This window comes from Streptomyces sp. NPDC007863, from assembly GCF_040633895.1.
GTDB lineage: Bacteria > Actinomycetota > Actinomycetes > Streptomycetales > Streptomycetaceae > Streptomyces.
This window is the reverse complement of record NZ_JBEYEI010000004.1, coordinates 69,956-84,622: the sequence shown is the minus strand read 5'-3', so window position 1 is coordinate 84,622 and position 14,667 is coordinate 69,956. Positions and strand designations below refer to the sequence as shown.

The 14,667-nt window shown below is 73.1% G+C and carries 19 protein-coding genes; 17 read left to right on the top strand and 2 right to left on the bottom strand.

The annotated features are described in order from the left end of the window. Positions 1–4: 4 nt before the first annotated feature. The gene (locus tag ABZ621_RS07675; RefSeq protein ID WP_360601744.1) at positions 5–730 is read right to left on the bottom strand and encodes a methyltransferase type 11; all 726 of its coding nucleotides are present in this window, start codon (positions 728–730) and stop codon (positions 5–7) included. A gap of 340 nt (positions 731–1,070) precedes the next feature. Between ABZ621_RS07675 and ABZ621_RS07670 the strand changes: the two genes are divergently transcribed. The 17 genes from ABZ621_RS07670 to ABZ621_RS07590 all read left to right on the top strand — a co-directional run bounded on the left by ABZ621_RS07670 (position 1,071) and on the right by ABZ621_RS07590 (position 13,992). Then, the gene (locus ABZ621_RS07670; RefSeq protein ID WP_360601742.1) at positions 1,071–1,664 is read left to right on the top strand and encodes a hypothetical protein; all 594 of its coding nucleotides are present in this window, start codon (positions 1,071–1,073) and stop codon (positions 1,662–1,664) included. A 169-nt stretch (positions 1,665–1,833) separates the two neighbouring features. Further along, positions 1,834–2,265 (top strand): 30S ribosomal protein S16, encoded by a 432-nt coding sequence (gene rpsP / locus ABZ621_RS07665; protein WP_030496986.1) that lies wholly within the window; start codon positions 1,834–1,836, stop codon positions 2,263–2,265. A gap of 2 nt (positions 2,266–2,267) precedes the next feature. Beyond that, positions 2,268–2,507 carry an RNA-binding protein gene (locus tag ABZ621_RS07660; protein ID WP_005311361.1) on the top strand — a complete coding sequence of 80 codons (240 nt, stop codon included), beginning with the start codon at positions 2,268–2,270 and terminating at the stop codon, positions 2,505–2,507. A gap of 78 nt (positions 2,508–2,585) precedes the next feature. After that, on the top strand, positions 2,586–3,179 hold the full coding sequence (gene rimM, locus ABZ621_RS07655; RefSeq protein WP_360601740.1) for a ribosome maturation factor RimM: 594 nt from the start codon (positions 2,586–2,588) through the stop codon (positions 3,177–3,179). Next, positions 3,176–3,997, top strand: coding sequence for a tRNA (guanosine(37)-N1)-methyltransferase TrmD (gene trmD, locus ABZ621_RS07650; protein WP_360601738.1), 822 nt, complete (start codon positions 3,176–3,178; stop codon positions 3,995–3,997). The genes rimM and trmD overlap by 4 nt, the downstream gene beginning before the upstream one ends. A gap of 128 nt (positions 3,998–4,125) precedes the next feature. After that, a complete protein-coding gene (gene rplS, locus ABZ621_RS07645) occupies positions 4,126–4,476 on the top strand; it encodes a 50S ribosomal protein L19 (RefSeq protein ID WP_030496989.1) in 351 nt (116 codons plus the stop codon). 69 nt (positions 4,477–4,545) lie between these two features. Beyond that, positions 4,546–5,388 (top strand): signal peptidase I, encoded by an 843-nt coding sequence (gene lepB / locus ABZ621_RS07640; RefSeq protein WP_360601736.1) that lies wholly within the window; start codon positions 4,546–4,548, stop codon positions 5,386–5,388. Further along, positions 5,381–6,394 (top strand): signal peptidase I, encoded by a 1,014-nt coding sequence (lepB, locus tag ABZ621_RS07635; RefSeq protein ID WP_360601734.1) that lies wholly within the window; start codon positions 5,381–5,383, stop codon positions 6,392–6,394. Before lepB (ABZ621_RS07640) ends, lepB (ABZ621_RS07635) begins: the two co-directional genes overlap by 8 nt. Beyond that, positions 6,330–7,280 (top strand): signal peptidase I, encoded by a 951-nt coding sequence (gene lepB, locus ABZ621_RS07630; protein WP_360602269.1) that lies wholly within the window; start codon positions 6,330–6,332, stop codon positions 7,278–7,280. Before lepB (ABZ621_RS07635) ends, lepB (ABZ621_RS07630) begins: the two co-directional genes overlap by 65 nt. 53 nt (positions 7,281–7,333) lie before the next feature. After that, entirely contained in the window at positions 7,334–8,089 is a 756-nt protein-coding gene (lepB, locus tag ABZ621_RS07625) for a signal peptidase I (protein WP_360601732.1), read from the top strand. Beyond that, the gene (locus ABZ621_RS07620; protein WP_360601730.1) at positions 8,086–8,679 is read left to right on the top strand and encodes an NUDIX hydrolase; all 594 of its coding nucleotides are present in this window, start codon (positions 8,086–8,088) and stop codon (positions 8,677–8,679) included. Before lepB (ABZ621_RS07625) ends, ABZ621_RS07620 begins: the two co-directional genes overlap by 4 nt. 56 nt (positions 8,680–8,735) lie before the next feature. Further along, complete coding sequence (locus tag ABZ621_RS07615; protein WP_005311352.1) at positions 8,736–9,044, top strand: DUF2469 domain-containing protein; 309 nt, start codon at positions 8,736–8,738, stop codon at positions 9,042–9,044. Between the two features lie 114 nt (positions 9,045–9,158). Further along, positions 9,159–9,524 carry a YraN family protein gene (locus ABZ621_RS07610; protein WP_360601728.1) on the top strand — a complete coding sequence of 122 codons (366 nt, stop codon included), beginning with the start codon at positions 9,159–9,161 and terminating at the stop codon, positions 9,522–9,524. A gap of 1 nt (position 9,525) precedes the next feature. Next, positions 9,526–11,139 (top strand): YifB family Mg chelatase-like AAA ATPase, encoded by a 1,614-nt coding sequence (locus tag ABZ621_RS07605; protein WP_360601726.1) that lies wholly within the window; start codon positions 9,526–9,528, stop codon positions 11,137–11,139. Next, positions 11,136–12,296, top strand: coding sequence for a DNA-processing protein DprA (dprA, locus tag ABZ621_RS07600; RefSeq protein WP_360601724.1), 1,161 nt, complete (start codon positions 11,136–11,138; stop codon positions 12,294–12,296). Before ABZ621_RS07605 ends, dprA begins: the two co-directional genes overlap by 4 nt. Positions 12,297–12,535: 239 nt before the next feature. Further along, complete coding sequence (whiG, locus tag ABZ621_RS07595) at positions 12,536–13,372, top strand: RNA polymerase sigma factor WhiG (RefSeq protein WP_360601722.1); 837 nt, start codon at positions 12,536–12,538, stop codon at positions 13,370–13,372. 53 nt (positions 13,373–13,425) lie between these two features. Beyond that, positions 13,426–13,992: a helix-turn-helix domain-containing protein gene (locus ABZ621_RS07590; RefSeq protein WP_360602267.1), complete on the top strand. Its 567-nt coding sequence runs from the start codon at positions 13,426–13,428 to the stop codon at positions 13,990–13,992. Positions 13,993–14,006: 14 nt separating this feature from the next. On the opposite strand, the gene ABZ621_RS07585 is transcribed toward ABZ621_RS07590, so the two are convergent. Then, positions 14,007–14,450, bottom strand: a complete 444-nt coding sequence (locus ABZ621_RS07585) for a M23 family metallopeptidase (RefSeq protein ID WP_360601720.1) — start codon at positions 14,448–14,450, stop codon at positions 14,007–14,009. Positions 14,451–14,667: the final 217 nt, after the last annotated feature.

The following is a 14,667-nucleotide window of genomic DNA, read 5'->3' as shown; positions in this document are numbered from 1 at the left end:
GCGGCTACGGCACGCGCGCGATGACGTACCGGAAGACGTTCGGCATCCACACCGTGCCGTCGGCCCGCCGGTAGGGCGCCAGGGCCTCCTCGATCTCCTTCTCCACCCGGGAGGTGTCGGAGGCCCGCACCGCCGCGTCGAAGGCCCCGGTGGAGAGCAGTCCGCGCACGGCGCTGGCCTCGTCCGCGTACCCGAAGGGACAGGCGACCCGGCCGTCGCCCACCGGCCGCAGCCCGCCCCGGACGGCGAGCGCCCCCAGGTCGGTACGGGGGGAGGGGCGCCGGTCCGCCAGCCGGTCCGCGAGCCGCAGCAGCGGCTCCGTCGCGCACCGCTCCGGCGGCCCCCAGCCGGCCAGCACCACCGCCGTGCCGCGTTGCGCCGCCCGGGTGAGCCCGTCCGGCACGAAGGCGGTCCGGTCGGCCGCGTGGAAGGCGGTGATCACGTCGTACGGGCCGTCCTCCGGTACGCCGGAGGTGACCGCCACGGAGTCGGGCAGACGGGTTCTGGCCAGTTCCACGCGCGCGGGGTCCGCTTCCGCCCCGGCGGCCAGGGCGCCCCTGGCCGCCGCCATCAGCAGCGCCAGACCGGTCCCGCAGTCCAGGCCGAGCAGGCGGGTGCCCGGGCCCACGCCGAGGCGTTCGTGGACCGCCTCGTAGAGCGGGACGAGCATCCGTTCCTGGATCTCGGCCCAATCGCGCGCGGGGTGGTGCGGGACGAGCGTAGGTGTCATGGATCAGGCCCCAATCCGTGCCGGACGACAGCCCCCCGTAGTCAGGGAACTGCGCTTCGCGCCCGGCGTCCAGTGCTCGGGCCGGACGACCGGGGGCGAGTTCGGGCCACACACCCCGCGAAGGCGACGGCGAAGCCGGGGGCCGGTGCCCGAAGTCGGGCACCGGCGCGGTAAGGTCCCCTCCCGCAAGGGCCGGGCGTGCGTGAGGTGACCGCGCGCCGGGGCGTATGCGCCCTGTGTACCAGCTGTGGACGCCTGGATACCGACTGACGGGTACGTGCAAAATATTTGAGTTGCCCCGGAATGGAACCCGGAGGGGATCCAGCTCGTTGTACCCGACGTGAGCACGACACCACCTGTCCTCGCCGCAGAGCTGGCGCAGGCGTGGGCCGACATTCAGCGGCACCACCCCGAGCTGCCGGACCTCGCCGCGCCCGAGTCCCTGATCGGAGAGTCCTCGTCCGCCTGTGGCGCCGAGCTCTCCTTCGAGCGACTGCTCCACGAGGCAGTCCACGGCATCGCCGCCGCCCGGGGTGTCCGCGACACCTCCCGCGCCGGCCGCTACCACAACCGCAGATTCCTCGCGATCGCCGAGGAGATGGGCCTCGACCATCCCGAGGAGCCGCACGCCAGCAGCGGCTTCTCCCTGGTCACGCTCAACCCCGAGGCGAAGCGCCGGTACCGGCCCACCATCGAGCGGCTCCAGCGCGCCCTCAAGGCCCACACCGTCGCCACCGCCGCCGACACCAAGCGCTCCTTCCGCGGACCGGCCGCCCGGCACGGCTCCTCGGGCGGCGGCGTCCGCGTCAAGGCCGTCTGCGACTGCGGGCGCAACGTGCGCGTGGTGCCCTCGGTGCTGGCCCAGGCCCCGATCGTCTGCGGAGGCTGCGGCAAGCCGTTCCGGATCCCCGAGACGGTGGGCGCCGTCGGCTGACCTGGCGGCGAGCGGCACGGCGGCGTGTGGCACAATGGACAGCTGTACTCGACAGTCGCACAGGACCCCTCTCTCCTCCGGCTGACGCGTCCATCGGGCACCCGAGTACCGCAACCCCACGTGGCATCTCAAGTGCCCAACCACGTCAAGACCAGGAGACACCACTCCAGTGGCAGTCAAGATCAAGCTCAAGCGCCTCGGCAAGATTCGCCAGCCGCACTACCGCATCGTCGTCGCCGACTCGCGCACCCGCCGTGACGGCCGCGCGATCGAGGAGATCGGCCTCTACCACCCGACGTACAACCCGTCGCGTATCGAGGTCGACTCCGAGCGTGCGCAGTACTGGCTCTCCGTCGGCGCCCAGCCGACCGAGCCCGTCCTCGCCATCCTGAAGCTCACCGGCGACTGGCAGAAGCACAAGGGCCTGCCGGCCCCGGAGAAGCCGCTGCTCGCCCCGGCGACCAAGGAAGAGAAGCGCGCTTCCTTCGACGAGTTCGCCAAGGCTCTCGAGGGTGCCGAGGACAAGGGTGAGGCCATCACCCCGAAGGCCAAGAAGGCGAAGGCGGACGAGGCCGAGGCCGAGTCCACCACCGAGGCCTGATCATGCTCGAGGAGGCTCTCGAGCACCTCGTGAAGGGCATCGTCGACAACCCCGACGACGTGCAGGTCGCCTCGCGCAACCTGCGTCGCGGCCGCGTGCTGGAGGTCCGGGTCCACCCCGACGACCTCGGCAAGGTGATCGGCCGCAACGGCCGCACCGCGCGTGCGCTGCGCACCGTCGTGGGCGCCATCGGCGGTCGTGGCATCCGCGTCGACCTCGTCGACGTGGACCAGGTCCGCTGAAAGTTTGACACCGGCACGGGCCGGGGAGGGCAGACCGCCCACCCCGGCCCGTTGCCGTACGACAGGAAGAGTTCACCAGTGCAGTTGGTAGTCGCGCGGATCGGCCGCGCCCACGGGATCAGGGGCGACGTCACCGTGGAGGTGCGCACCGACGAGCCCGAACTGCGGCTCGCCCCCGGCGCCGTCCTGCTCACCGACCCGGCCTCCGCCGGTCCGCTGACCATCGAGTCCGGCAAGGTGCACAGCGGCCGGCTGCTGCTCCGCTTCGAGGGCGTCCGCGACCGCAACGGCGCCGAGGCGCTCCGCAACACCCTCCTCATCGCCGAGGTCGACCCGGAGGAACTCCCCGAGGAGGAGGACGAGTACTACGACCACCAGCTCGTCGACCTCGACGTGGTCCTCGCCGACGGCACGCTCATCGGCGCCATCACCGAGATCTCCCACCTGCCCTCGCAGGACCTGTTCATCGTCGAGCGGCCCGACGGCACCGAGCTGATGATCCCCTTCGTCGAGCAGATCGTCACCGAGATCGACCTGGAGAACCAGCGGGCCGTCATCGACCCGCCGCCCGGCCTCATCGACGACCGCGCCGAGATCGCCTCCGCCCGCGACGCCGAGCCCGCCGACGACGCCGAAGAGGGCGAAGAGGGCGAAGAGGGCGATCAGGCATGAGGCTCGACGTCGTCACGATCTTCCCCGAGTACCTCGAACCGCTGAACGTCTCCCTCGTCGGCAAGGCACGCGCGCGCGGACAGCTCGACGTCCACGTCCACGACCTGCGGCAGTGGACCCACGACCGGCACAACACCGTCGACGACACCCCGTACGGCGGCGGCCCCGGCATGGTCATGAAGACCGAGCCCTGGGGCGAGGCCCTCGACCAGACGCTCGCCGACGGCTACGACGCCGGCGCCCACGGCCCCGTCATCGTCGTCCCCACGCCCAGCGGCCGCCCCTTCACCCAGGAACTCGCCGTCGAGCTCTCCGAGCGGCCCTGGCTGATCTTCACCCCGGCCCGCTACGAGGGCATCGACCGCCGCGTCATGGACGAGTACGCCACCCGCATGCCCGTCTACGAGGTCTCCATCGGCGACTACGTGCTCGCCGGCGGCGAGGCCGCCGTCCTGGTGATCACCGAGGCCGTCGCCCGGCTGCTCCCCGGGGTCCTCGGCAACGCCGAGTCGCACCGCGACGACTCCTTCGCCCCCGGCGCCATGGCCAACCTCCTCGAAGGGCCCGTCTACACCAAGCCCCCGGAGTGGCGCGGTCACGCCATCCCCGAGGTGCTGGTCAGCGGTCACCACGGCAAGATCGCCCGCTGGCGCCGCGACGAGGCCTTCCGGCGCACCGCCGCCAACCGGCCCGACCTCATCGAGCGCTGCGACCCCTCCGCCTTCGACAAGAAGGACCGCGAGACCCTCTCGATCCTCGGCTGGGCCCCCGAGCCCGGCGGCCGATTTTGGCGCAGGGTCGAGGGCGTGGAAGAATAGGCGACTGCCGTCCGTCCGGCGCGCGCCCCTGCCACAGGGGGAGCCGCCCGCCATACGACCGGACGGCATCCCCATGATTCGTACGTCACCGCTGATGGCCTGTGGCATCGGCGAGGAAAGAGACCTCCATGGCCTCCCTGCTCGACCAGGTGAACGCGGCTTCGCTCCGCTCCGACCTGCCCGCCTTCCGTCCCGGCGACACCGTGAACGTCCACGTGCGCGTCATCGAGGGCAACCGCTCGCGTATCCAGCAGTTCAAGGGCGTCGTCATCCGCCGCCAGGGCTCCGGCGTCTCCGAGACCTTCACCGTCCGCAAGGTCTCCTTCTCCGTCGGCGTCGAGCGCACCTTCCCGGTGAACAGCCCGATCTTCGAGAAGATCGAGCTCGTGACCCGCGGTGACGTCCGTCGCGCCAAGCTCTACTACCTCCGCGAGCTGCGCGGCAAGGCCGCCAAGATCAAGGAGAAGCGCGACAACTGAGCTTCGGCTCACCGCTCGCGCGAGGCTTCACGCTCCACGTACAGGCGGGCCGGATAGGCTCACCCCCCGATGGACACCGAAGCACAGCACACGGAGCGCGACCCCTCTTCCCCGGCGGAATCCCCAGCGGATCCCGCCACGGAGGACGGGTCGCGCTCCGTGCGCGTTTCCGGCCGCGCCGGACCCTCCTGGCGCAGGACGGGGCTGGTCGGCGCCGCCTGTGTGGTCTTCCTGCTGCTGCTCAGCCACTTCGTCGCCCAGCCGTTCCTGATCCCCAGCGGCTCCATGGAACCCACCCTCCAGGTCGGGGACCGGATCCTGGTCAACAAACTGGCGTACCGTTTCGGCAATGAGCCGCGCCGCGGTGACGTCGTGGTCTTCGACGGCACCGGATCCTTCGTCCGGGAGGAGCCGGCGGGCAACCCCGTCACCGGTCTGCTGCACGACGCGGCGGCCGCCCTCGGGCTCGCGGCGCCCGACGAGACCGACTTCGTGAAGCGGGTCGTCGGCGTCGGCGGCGACCGGGTCGTCTGCTGCGACGAGGACGGCCGGATCACCGTCAACGGCGGCCGCGTCCGGGAGCCGTACCTCACCCCGGGCGACCGGCCCTCCGATGTCCCCTTCGACATCGTCGTCCCCCCGGGCACCCTCTGGGTGATGGGCGACCACCGCAGCCAGTCCAGCGACTCCCGCGACCACCTCGGCAGCCCCGGCGGCGGAGTGGTCCCCGTCGGCAAGGTCGTCGGCCGCGCCGACTGGATCGTCTGGCCCTTCGGCCGCTGGACCACCGTGCCCGAGACCGACGCGTACGGCTCCGTACCGGCGCCGCCCGCCGGCGGGCACCCCTTCGGGCCGCGGGAGAGCGGGTGGGGGAGCGGGCAGAAGGGCGTACCGGGGAGCGGTCATGGGTAGCCGCGGCCGGCCCCGGACGGGCACCGCGCCGGAGGGGGCGCCGGCAGCGCCGCCCGGCCGCGCCGAACGCCGCCGGCTGGCCCGCCGGGTCCAGCGCCGCCGCCGGCGCTCCGCGATCCGCGAGATCCCCATCCTCGTCGGCGTCGCCGTGCTGATCGCGCTCGTCCTCAAGACCTTCCTCGTCCAGGCCTTCGTCATCCCGTCCGGCTCCATGGAGCAGACGATCCGGATCCACGACCGGGTCCTGGTCGACAAGCTCACCCCGTGGTTCGGCTCGAAGCCGCAGCGCGGGGACGTCGTCGTCTTCAAGGACCCCGGCAGCTGGCTCCACCAGGAGACCGCCCCCGCCGCCGAGGACCCCGTCGGGATCAAGCAGCTCAAGCAGGCGCTGACCTTCATCGGCCTGATGCCCTCGGCCGACGACCGGGACCTCATCAAGCGGGTGATCGCGGTCGGCGGCGACACCGTCCGCTGCTGCGACAAGGACGGCCGGATCACCGTCAACGGCGTGCCGCTGGACGAGCCGTACCTCAACCCCGGGGACAAGCCGTCGACGATCCCCTTCGACGTGAAGGTCCCCGAGGGCCGCGTCTTCGTCCTCGGCGACCACCGCTCCGACTCCGCCGACTCGCGCTACCACCTCGACGAGCCCGGCCAGGGCACCATCGCGGAGGAGCAGGTCGTGGGCCGCGCCGTGGTGATCGCCTGGCCGCTCGGACACTGGCGCGGCCTGGAGGAGCGGGAGACCTTCGCCGCCGTGCCGGACGGACGTGCGACCTCCGGGACCGCGCTCGGCATGTCGCATAGTGTGTCCACGCGGAACGTGAACGGAATGCCCTGGCCGCCGACCCCTGCGGAACTCCTGCTCGTTATGGGAGTGGCGGGCCTGTCCCTGTTCCGGGACGGGCAGTTGCACGGAGTGAGGAGTGGATGTGGGGGAAGTGGCCGTCGGCGCACGTTCCGGACACGACGGGCCCGAGGACAGGGCCGACGGGGCCAGAGGTGAGAACGTGACGGAAGAGAACAACAGCGGCGGGACGTCGCCGTCCGGCGACGACCGGCCGGAGCACGGCGACGGGGCCGAAGGCACCGACGGTGCCGAGGGGACGGGCGCGCAGCCCAGGAGGCAGCGTTCCTTCTGGAAGGAGCTGCCGCTCCTCATCGGCATCGCGCTGATCCTCGCCCTGGTGATCAAGACCTTCCTGGTGCAGGCGTTCTCGATTCCCTCGGAATCGATGATGAACACCCTGAAGAAGGGCGACCGGGTCCTCGTCGACAAGCTGACGCCGTGGTTCGGCTCCGAGCCCGAGCGCGGCGAGGTCGTCGTCTTCCACGACCCGGGCGGCTGGCTGGAGACCGCGGAGACCCCCAAGCCGAACGCGATCCAGAAGTTCCTCAGCTTCATCGGCCTCATGCCGTCCGCCGAGGAGAAGGACCTCATCAAGCGGGTCATCGCGGTCGGCGGCGACACCATCTCCTGCAAGGAGGGCGGCAAGGTCGTCCTCAACGGCAAGGAACTCGACGAGACCGCCTACCTCTACCCCGGCTCCGTGCCCTGCCAGGACTCCTTCGGCCCGATCAAGGTCCCCCAGGACCGCATCTGGGTCATGGGCGACAACCGGCAGAACTCGCTCGACTCCCGCTTCCACCAGGAGCTCCCGGGCGGCGGCACCATCGCCAACGACCAGGTCGTCGGGCGGGCCGTGGTCGTCGCCTGGCCCCTCACCCGCTGGGCGACCCTGCCGGTCCCGGACGTCTTCGACCAGCCCGGACTCGACCAGGCCGCGGCCGCCGCGCCGGCCGTGGCACCGGCGGCGGCCGGCCTCGCCGGAGCGCTCCCGCTGGTGCTCTGGCGCCGCAAGAAGCGTTCCACGCGCCATACCGCCGAGTAGCTTCGCGCGGGTAGGGTGCCGTCCCAGATCGTCGACGGACCTCTGGGGTGCACATGAGCGCAGCGACCAAGAAGACCGACGGCCGCGGCCGTCTCGGCAGCGTGCTGTCGGGACTCGCCGTGGCCGTCGGCTGTCTGCTCTTCCTCGGCGGCTTCGCCGCGGGAGCCGTGCTCTACCGGCCGTACTCCGTGCCCACCGGATCCATGGCCCCCACCCTGGAGACCGGCGCCAAGGTCCTCGCCGAGCGCGTCGACGGCGCCGAGGTGCGACGCGGTGACGTCGTCGTCTTCGAGGACCCGCTGTGGGGCGGCGCGACCATGGTCAAGCGGGTCGTCGGCGTCGGCGGCGACACCGTCGCCTGCTGCGGCACCGACGGCCGCCTCACCGTCAACGGCACCCCGATCGACGAGCCGTACCTGGGCGCCCAGTCGGGCGGACCCGGCGGGGTCGTCCCCGAGGAGTTCAGCGCCACCGTCCCCGAGGGCAGCCTCTTCCTCCTCGGCGACGACCGCACCATCTCGCTCGACTCCCGCAGCCACCTGGACGACGCGGCCCAGGGCTCGGTGCCCCGCTCCGCCGTCGTCGCCCGCGTCGACGCCGTCGTCTGGCCGCTTTCCGGCGGCCTCGTCGAACGCCCGGCCGCCTTCGCCGCCCTGCCCGGCGGCGTCTCGACCCCCGGCCCCGTCGCCCTCCTCCTCACCGCCATCGGCGCCGGCGCCGCCCTGATCCTGGGCGGCGCCGCCTACGGCCCGGTGGCCGACCGGCTGCGCGGGCGGGGCAAGGAAGCGCGAGAGAAGGTGAAGGCATGACGGAGGGTACGGGCCTCGCCGACGGCGGTACGGGCTCCGGCGACGGCGGTACGGGTTCCGCGGGCCCGGCGGAGGGCCTGGGCGGTACGGGCGAGGCCGGGCGCGAGGTGCGGCAGGTCGCGCGGGTGATCCTGCTCGACCCCGACGACCGCGTGCTGCTCATGCACGGACACGAACCCGACGACCCGGGCGACACCTGGTGGTTCACGCCCGGCGGCGGCCTCGAAGGCGACGAGACCCGCGCGCAGGCCGCCCTGCGCGAGCTCGCCGAGGAGACCGGCCTCACCGACGTCGAACTCGGCCCCGTCCTCTGGCGGCGCCGCTGCTCCTTCCCCTTCGCCGGCCGCCGGTGGGACCAGGACGAGTGGTACTACCTCGCCCGCACCCGTCACACCGGCCCCGTACCCGGCCCCCAGGCCCTCACCGAGCTGGAGACGCGCAGTCTCTCCGGCCTGAGATGGTGGACCTCCGCCGAACTGTCGGCGGCACATGAGACCGTGTACCCCATCAGGCTCGCCGAGCTGCTGCGCACGCTGCTCGACGAGGGACCCCCGAGCACGCCCGTCGTCCTCGCCCCGGAAATCGTGTAGGGGCACGGCCCGGCTGGCGCACAATAGGGGGACGCACGGCTGAAGGGGAACATGCCATGAGCGCCGAGGACCTCGAGAAGTACGAGACCGAGATGGAGCTGAAGCTCTACCGGGAGTACCGCGACGTCGTCGGGCTGTTCAAATACGTGATCGAGACCGAGCGGCGCTTCTACCTCACCAACGACTACGAGATGCAGGTGCACTCGGTCCAGGGCGAGGTCTTCTTCGAGGTCAGCATGGCCGACGCCTGGGTCTGGGACATGTACCGGCCGGCCAGGTTCGTCAAGCAGGTCCGCGTCCTCACCTTCAAGGACGTCAACATCGAGGAGCTCAACAAGAGCGACCTCGAACTGCCCGGCAGCTGAACTCCGCTCGTCTCACCCGTGTGAGTGACGCGGTTCCCCGGGACCGCCCGCTCGTCCACAGCCCCGCACACGCCCAGGACCACCTCCGTCACAGTCGGTGACGGAGGTGGTCCCATGAACGCGACCCAAGCACTCGGACGGTACGGAGAAGAGCTGGCGGCCCGCCGGCTCACCGAGACCGGCCTGCGCATCCTCGCCCGCAACTGGCGCTACGGCCGTGCCGGAGAGATCGACATCGTCGCCCGCGACGGCGACACCCTCGTCATCTGCGAGGTCAAGACCCGCCGCATCGGCGACTTCGAACACCCCATGGCCGCCGTCACCCCCGACAAGGCCGCCCGGCTCCGGCACCTCGCCGCCTGCTGGCTCGACCACACCGGCACCCCGCCGCCCGCCGGCGGCGTCCGCGTCGACCTCGTCGGCATCGTCCTGCCCCGCCGCGGCGCCCCCGTCCTCACCCACGCCCAGGGGGTGGCCTGAGATGGGCTTCGCCCGCACCTGTTCCGTCGCCCTCGTCGGCGTCGAAGGCGTCGTCGTCGAGGTCCAGGCCGACCTCGAACCCGGCGTCGCCGCCTTCACCCTCGTCGGCCTGCCCGACAAGAGCCTCACCGAGAGCCGCGACCGCGTCCGCGCCTCCGTCGTCAACTCCGGCGCCGAATGGCCCCAGAAGAAACTCACCGTCGGCCTCAGCCCCGCCTCCGTACCGAAATCCGGCAGCGGCTTCGATCTCGCCGTCGCCGCCGCCGTCCTCGGAGCCGCCGAGCGCATCGACCCGCGCTCCATCGCCGACCTCGTCCTCATCGGCGAACTCGGCCTCGACGGACGCGTCCGACCCGTCCGCGGCATCCTCCCCGCCGTCCTCGCCGCCGCCGACGCCGGCTACCACCAGGTCGTCGTCCCCGAGCAGACCGCAGGCGAGGCCGCCCTCGTCCCCGGCGTCTCCGTCCTCGGCGTCCGCACGCTCCGCCAGCTCATCGCCGTCCTCGCCGACGAACCCGTCCCCGACGAGGACCCCGCCGAGGCCGGCCGGCCCGACGCCATGCTCGCCGGACTCCTCGTCCCCGGCGCCGGCATCGGCACCGGCCTCGCCCCCGACCCCGGCGAAGGACCCGACCTCGCCGACGTCGCCGGCCAGCGCACCGCCCGCCGCGCCCTGGAGATCGCCGCCGCCGGCGGCCACCACCTGCTCCTCACCGGACCCCCCGGCGCCGGCAAGACCATGCTCGCCGAACGGCTCCCCGGCATCCTCCCGCCCCTCACCCGCCAGGAATCCCTCGAAGTCACCGCCGTCCACTCCGTCGCCGGCATCCTCCCGCCCGGCGAACCCCTCGTCCGCCGCGCCCCCTACTGCGCACCGCACCACTCCGCCACCATGCAGTCCCTCGTCGGCGGCGGGAACGGCATCCCCAGGCCCGGCGCGGTCTCCCTCGCCCACCGGGGCGTCCTCTTCATGGACGAGGCACCCGAGTTCTCGACGAAGGCCCTCGACGCGCTCCGCCAGCCCCTCGAATCCGGACACGTCGTCATCGCCCGCGCCGCCGGCGTCGTCCGCCTCCCCGCCCGCTTCCTCCTCGCCCTCGCCGCCAACCCCTGCCCCTGCGGCCGCCACACCCTCCAGGGCGCCGGCTGCGAGTGCCCGCCCTCCGTGATCCGCCGCTACCAGGCCCGCCTCTCCGGTCCCCTCCTCGACCGCGTCGACCTCCGTGTCGAGGCCGAACCCGTCACCCGCTCCGACCTCCTCGGCCAGGGCGGCAGGGGCGAACCCACCGCCGCCGTCGCCGCCCGCGTCCACGAGGCCCGCGCCCGCGCCACCGCCCGGCTCACCGGCACCCCGTGGACCCTCAACAGCGAGATCCCCGGCCACGAACTCCGCACCCGCTACCTCGCCGCCCCCGGCGCCCTCGCCCACGCCGAACGCGACATCGAGCGCGGCCTCCTCACCGCCCGCGGCCTCGACCGCGTCCTCCGCGTCGCCTGGACCGTCGCCGACCTCGCCGGACACGACCGCCCCGACCCCGACGACCTCGCCCTCGCCCTCGACCTGCGCACCGGCATCACCCGAGGCGTCCCCCTCACCACCGGAGCCCGCCCATGACGCCGCCCGCCCCGGACGCCGAACGCCTCGCCCGCGCCGCCCTCACCCGCATCGTCGAACCCGGCGACGAACAGGCCGGCCGCGCCCTGCGCGCCCACGGCCCCGACGGCCTCCTCACCCTCCTCCGCGACCCCCGGGAACCCCCGATCCCCGGTGCCGGCGCGCGCCGAGCGGCCGGCTGGCGCCACCGCGCCCGCACCACCTCGCCCGAAGCCGACCTCGACCACATCACCCGGCTCGGCGGCACCTTCCTCGTCCCCGGCGACCCCGAGTGGCCCACCCAGCTCGACGACCTCGGCGACGCCCGCCCCCTCGGCCTGTGGACCCGTGGCCCCGCCTCCCTGCGCACCTGGGCCCTGCGCTCCGTCGCCCTCGTCGGCGCCCGCGCCTGCACCCCGTACGGCGCCCACACCGCCGCCGACCTCGCCGCCGGACTCAGCCGCCACGGCTGGGTCGTCGTCTCCGGCGCCGCCTACGGCATCGACGGCGCCGCCCACCGCGGCGCACTCGCCGCCGGCGGAGCCACCGCCGCCGTCCTCGCCAGCGGCGTCGACACCCCCTACCCACGCGGCCACAGCGGACTCCTCGACCGGATCGCCGGCCAGGGCCTCCTCATCGGCGAACTGCCGCCCGGCAGCCACCCCACACCGAGCCGCTTCATCCTGCGCAACCGCGTCATCGCCGCCCTCACCCGCGGCACCGTCGTCGTCGAGGCCCAGCACCGCAGCGGCTCCCTCGTCACGGCCCGCGCCGCCACCCGCCTCGGCCGCCACACCATGGGCGTCCCCGGCCCGGTCACCAGCGCCCTCTCCGCCGGAGTCCACGAGCTGCTGCGCGACGGCGCCACCCTCGTCACCGACGCCGACGAGATCGTCGAACTCGTCGGCGCCATCGGCGAACTCGCCCCCGCCCGACGCGGCCCCGTCCTGCCCCGCGACCTCCTCGCCCCCGCGACCGCCCAGGTCCTCGAAGCCCTCCCCGTCCACCCGCCCGCCCCCGCCACCGAGATCGCCCGCCGCGCCGGCACCACCCCCGACGAGGCCCTCGCCCGGCTGTACGAACTGCACGCCCTCGGTCACGCCGAGCGGGACGGCGACGGATGGAGGTTGACGAACACCGGCAAGCCGGTGTCGAACGCGCGGCGAGGCGATCCTTGACCTGGAGCATTCGGGTGAAAAGGTGAAGCCGATGAACAACCGAGCCCTCTCGGCCGCCCCACCGGGGCCGACGCGCGCCACGGCACCGGTTCGAAGATGTGGCCGACCACGGCACCCCGGACCGGCGCCATCCGCTCCTGTTCGCTCACCGCGACACCGCACTCACGCTACGCTCACCAGGATTCCCCACAGGACACCCAGACCGACGCACCCGACAGCAGAACGGCTCAAGGCAACGCATGCCCCAGCACACCTCCGGGTCTGACCGCGCTGCGGTGCCCCCAGCAGCCCGGGGCACCGTGCGGCCGGCCGCGCCGACCTCGCTCGACGAGCTGTGGCGCTCGTACAAGTCCACCGGCGACGAGCGGCTGCGGGAGCAGCTGATCCTGCACTACTCGCCGCTCGTCAAATACGTCGCCGGACGCGTCAGCGTCGGCCTGCCGTCCAACGTGGAACAGGCGGACTTCGTCTCCTCCGGGGTGTTCGGCCTCATCGACGCCATCGAGAAGTTCGACGTCGAGCGCGCCATCAAGTTCGAGACCTACGCCATCACCCGCATCCGCGGCGCGATGATCGACGAACTGCGCGCCCTCGACTGGATCCCCCGCTCCGTGCGCCAGAAGGCCCGCAACGTCGAGCGTGCCTACGCCACCCTGGAGGCCCAGCTCCGCCGCACCCCCAGCGAGAGCGAGGTCGCCGCCGAACTCGGCATCCAGCTGGAGGAACTCCACGCCGTCTTCAGTCAGTTGTCCCTCGCCAACGTCGTCGCCCTCGAAGAGCTGCTGCACGTCGGCGGCGAAGGCGGCGAACGGCTCTCCCTCATGGACACCCTGGAGGACACGGCCGCCGACAACCCCGTCGAGGTCGCCGAGGACCGCGAGCTGCGCCGGCTGCTCGCCCGCGCCATCAACACGCTCCCCGAGCGCGAGAAGACCGTCGTCACGCTGTACTACTACGAGGGCCTGACCCTGGCCGAGATCGGCAACGTCCTCGGCGTCACCGAGAGCCGCGTCAGCCAGATCCACACCAAGTCCGTCCTGCAGCTCCGTGCCAAGCTGGCCGACGTAGGACGCTGACCGCGCCGCACCGGTCGTACAGTGGAGCCGTGCCCAGGATTCGAGCGGCCTCGGTGGCCGAGCACCGGACCATGCAGCGCGGCGCCCTCCTGGACGCCGCGCGTTCCCTGCTGTCCGAGGGCGGGACGGAGGCGCTGACCTTCCCCGCGCTCGCCGAGCGCACCGGCCTCGCCCGCTCGTCGGTCTACGAGTACTTCCGCTCCCGCGCCGCCGTCGTCGAGGAACTGTGCGCGGTCGACTTCCCCGTCTGGGCCGCCGAGGTCGAACTCGCCATGGCGGGCGTCGACGCCCCCGAGGACAAGGTCGCCGCCTACGTCCGCAAGCAGCTGGAGCTCGTCGGCGACCGCCGCCACCGCGCCGTCGTCGCCATCTCCGCGGGCGAGCTCGACGACGGTGCCCGCGAGAAGATCCGCGCCGCCCACGGCGGTCTCGTCACCATGGTCGTCGACGCCCTGGCCGCCCTGGGCGTCCGTGAACCCCGCCTCGGCGCCATGCTCCTCCAGGGTGTCGTCGACGCCGCCGTCCGCCGCATCGAACTCGGCGCCGCCGAGGACCCCACCGTGATCGCCGACGCGGCCGTCACCATGGCCCTCCACGGCGTCACCGGCCCCACCGCCTGAACCGACGGGCCTCCCTATCCGGCGACCGGCAGCAGGCGTGACCTGGGCCGGGGTGCCAGGAGGAGGGGGTCCAGGTAGGTCTCGCCGCGGAGCAGGCCCCAGTGGAGGCACGGGGAGGCGCAGTGCGCGTCGGGGGCCGCTTCGGCGATCCGGGTGCCCGGGGTGACCCGGGTGCCGGCCGTGACCAGCGGGGTGACCGGGGAGAACGTGGTGCGGAGCGGGGGAGTACCGGTGCCCGTGAGGGTGAGGGTGACGACGCCGCGGCCGCCGACCCCGCCGGCGAAGGTGACGGTGCCGGCGGCGGGGGCCAGGACCGGGGTGCCCGGGGGCGCGGCGAGGTCGATGCCGCGGTGGCCGGCGGCGTAGGGGCCCGGTGGCGGGTGCCAGCCGCGCAGGATCTGCGGCGGGGCCACCGGCCAGAGGAGGGCCAGGGCGAGGAAGACCGTGGTGAGCTGCATGGGGAGAGCGTCCCCGGGGCGGGCGGTTCATGCCGGTCCCGGGCGATTTCTGTGGACAGAGGGCGGCCTGTGGACAGCGCCGTCACCCGGCGCTCCCGGGTTCCCGTACACTTCCTATGGCGACCCGGGTCACCGGGTCGACTTCGCACGCCCCGCCACTCGTCTCCAAGAGCGCGGTGGCAGCGCCTTTCGGTCCTTCGTGGCACGGCGCGCCGGG

Excerpts from the sequence above, each read along its gene's own strand:
- ABZ621_RS07610 (WP_360601728.1), top strand. The coding sequence starts at position 9,159 with ATGAACGCGACCCAAGCACTCGGACGGTACGGAGAAGAGCTGGCGGCC.
- trmD (WP_360601738.1), top strand. The coding sequence starts at position 3,176 with ATGAGGCTCGACGTCGTCACGATCTTCCCCGAGTACCTCGAACCGCTG.
- ABZ621_RS07615 (WP_005311352.1), top strand. The coding sequence starts at position 8,736 with ATGAGCGCCGAGGACCTCGAGAAGTACGAGACCGAGATGGAGCTGAAG.
- lepB (WP_360601736.1), top strand. The coding sequence starts at position 4,546 with ATGGACACCGAAGCACAGCACACGGAGCGCGACCCCTCTTCCCCGGCG.
- dprA (WP_360601724.1), top strand. The coding sequence starts at position 11,136 with ATGACGCCGCCCGCCCCGGACGCCGAACGCCTCGCCCGCGCCGCCCTC.
- lepB (WP_360601734.1), top strand. The coding sequence starts at position 5,381 with ATGGGTAGCCGCGGCCGGCCCCGGACGGGCACCGCGCCGGAGGGGGCG.
- ABZ621_RS07585 (WP_360601720.1), bottom strand. The coding sequence starts at position 14,450 with ATGCAGCTCACCACGGTCTTCCTCGCCCTGGCCCTCCTCTGGCCGGTG.
- ABZ621_RS07620 (WP_360601730.1), top strand. The coding sequence starts at position 8,086 with ATGACGGAGGGTACGGGCCTCGCCGACGGCGGTACGGGCTCCGGCGAC.
- ABZ621_RS07660 (WP_005311361.1), top strand. The coding sequence starts at position 2,268 with ATGCTCGAGGAGGCTCTCGAGCACCTCGTGAAGGGCATCGTCGACAAC.
- lepB (WP_360601732.1), top strand. The coding sequence starts at position 7,334 with ATGAGCGCAGCGACCAAGAAGACCGACGGCCGCGGCCGTCTCGGCAGC.
- ABZ621_RS07675 (WP_360601744.1), bottom strand. The coding sequence starts at position 730 with ATGACACCTACGCTCGTCCCGCACCACCCCGCGCGCGATTGGGCCGAG.
- whiG (WP_360601722.1), top strand. The coding sequence starts at position 12,536 with ATGCCCCAGCACACCTCCGGGTCTGACCGCGCTGCGGTGCCCCCAGCA.
- ABZ621_RS07605 (WP_360601726.1), top strand. The coding sequence starts at position 9,526 with ATGGGCTTCGCCCGCACCTGTTCCGTCGCCCTCGTCGGCGTCGAAGGC.
- rplS (WP_030496989.1), top strand. The coding sequence starts at position 4,126 with ATGGCCTCCCTGCTCGACCAGGTGAACGCGGCTTCGCTCCGCTCCGAC.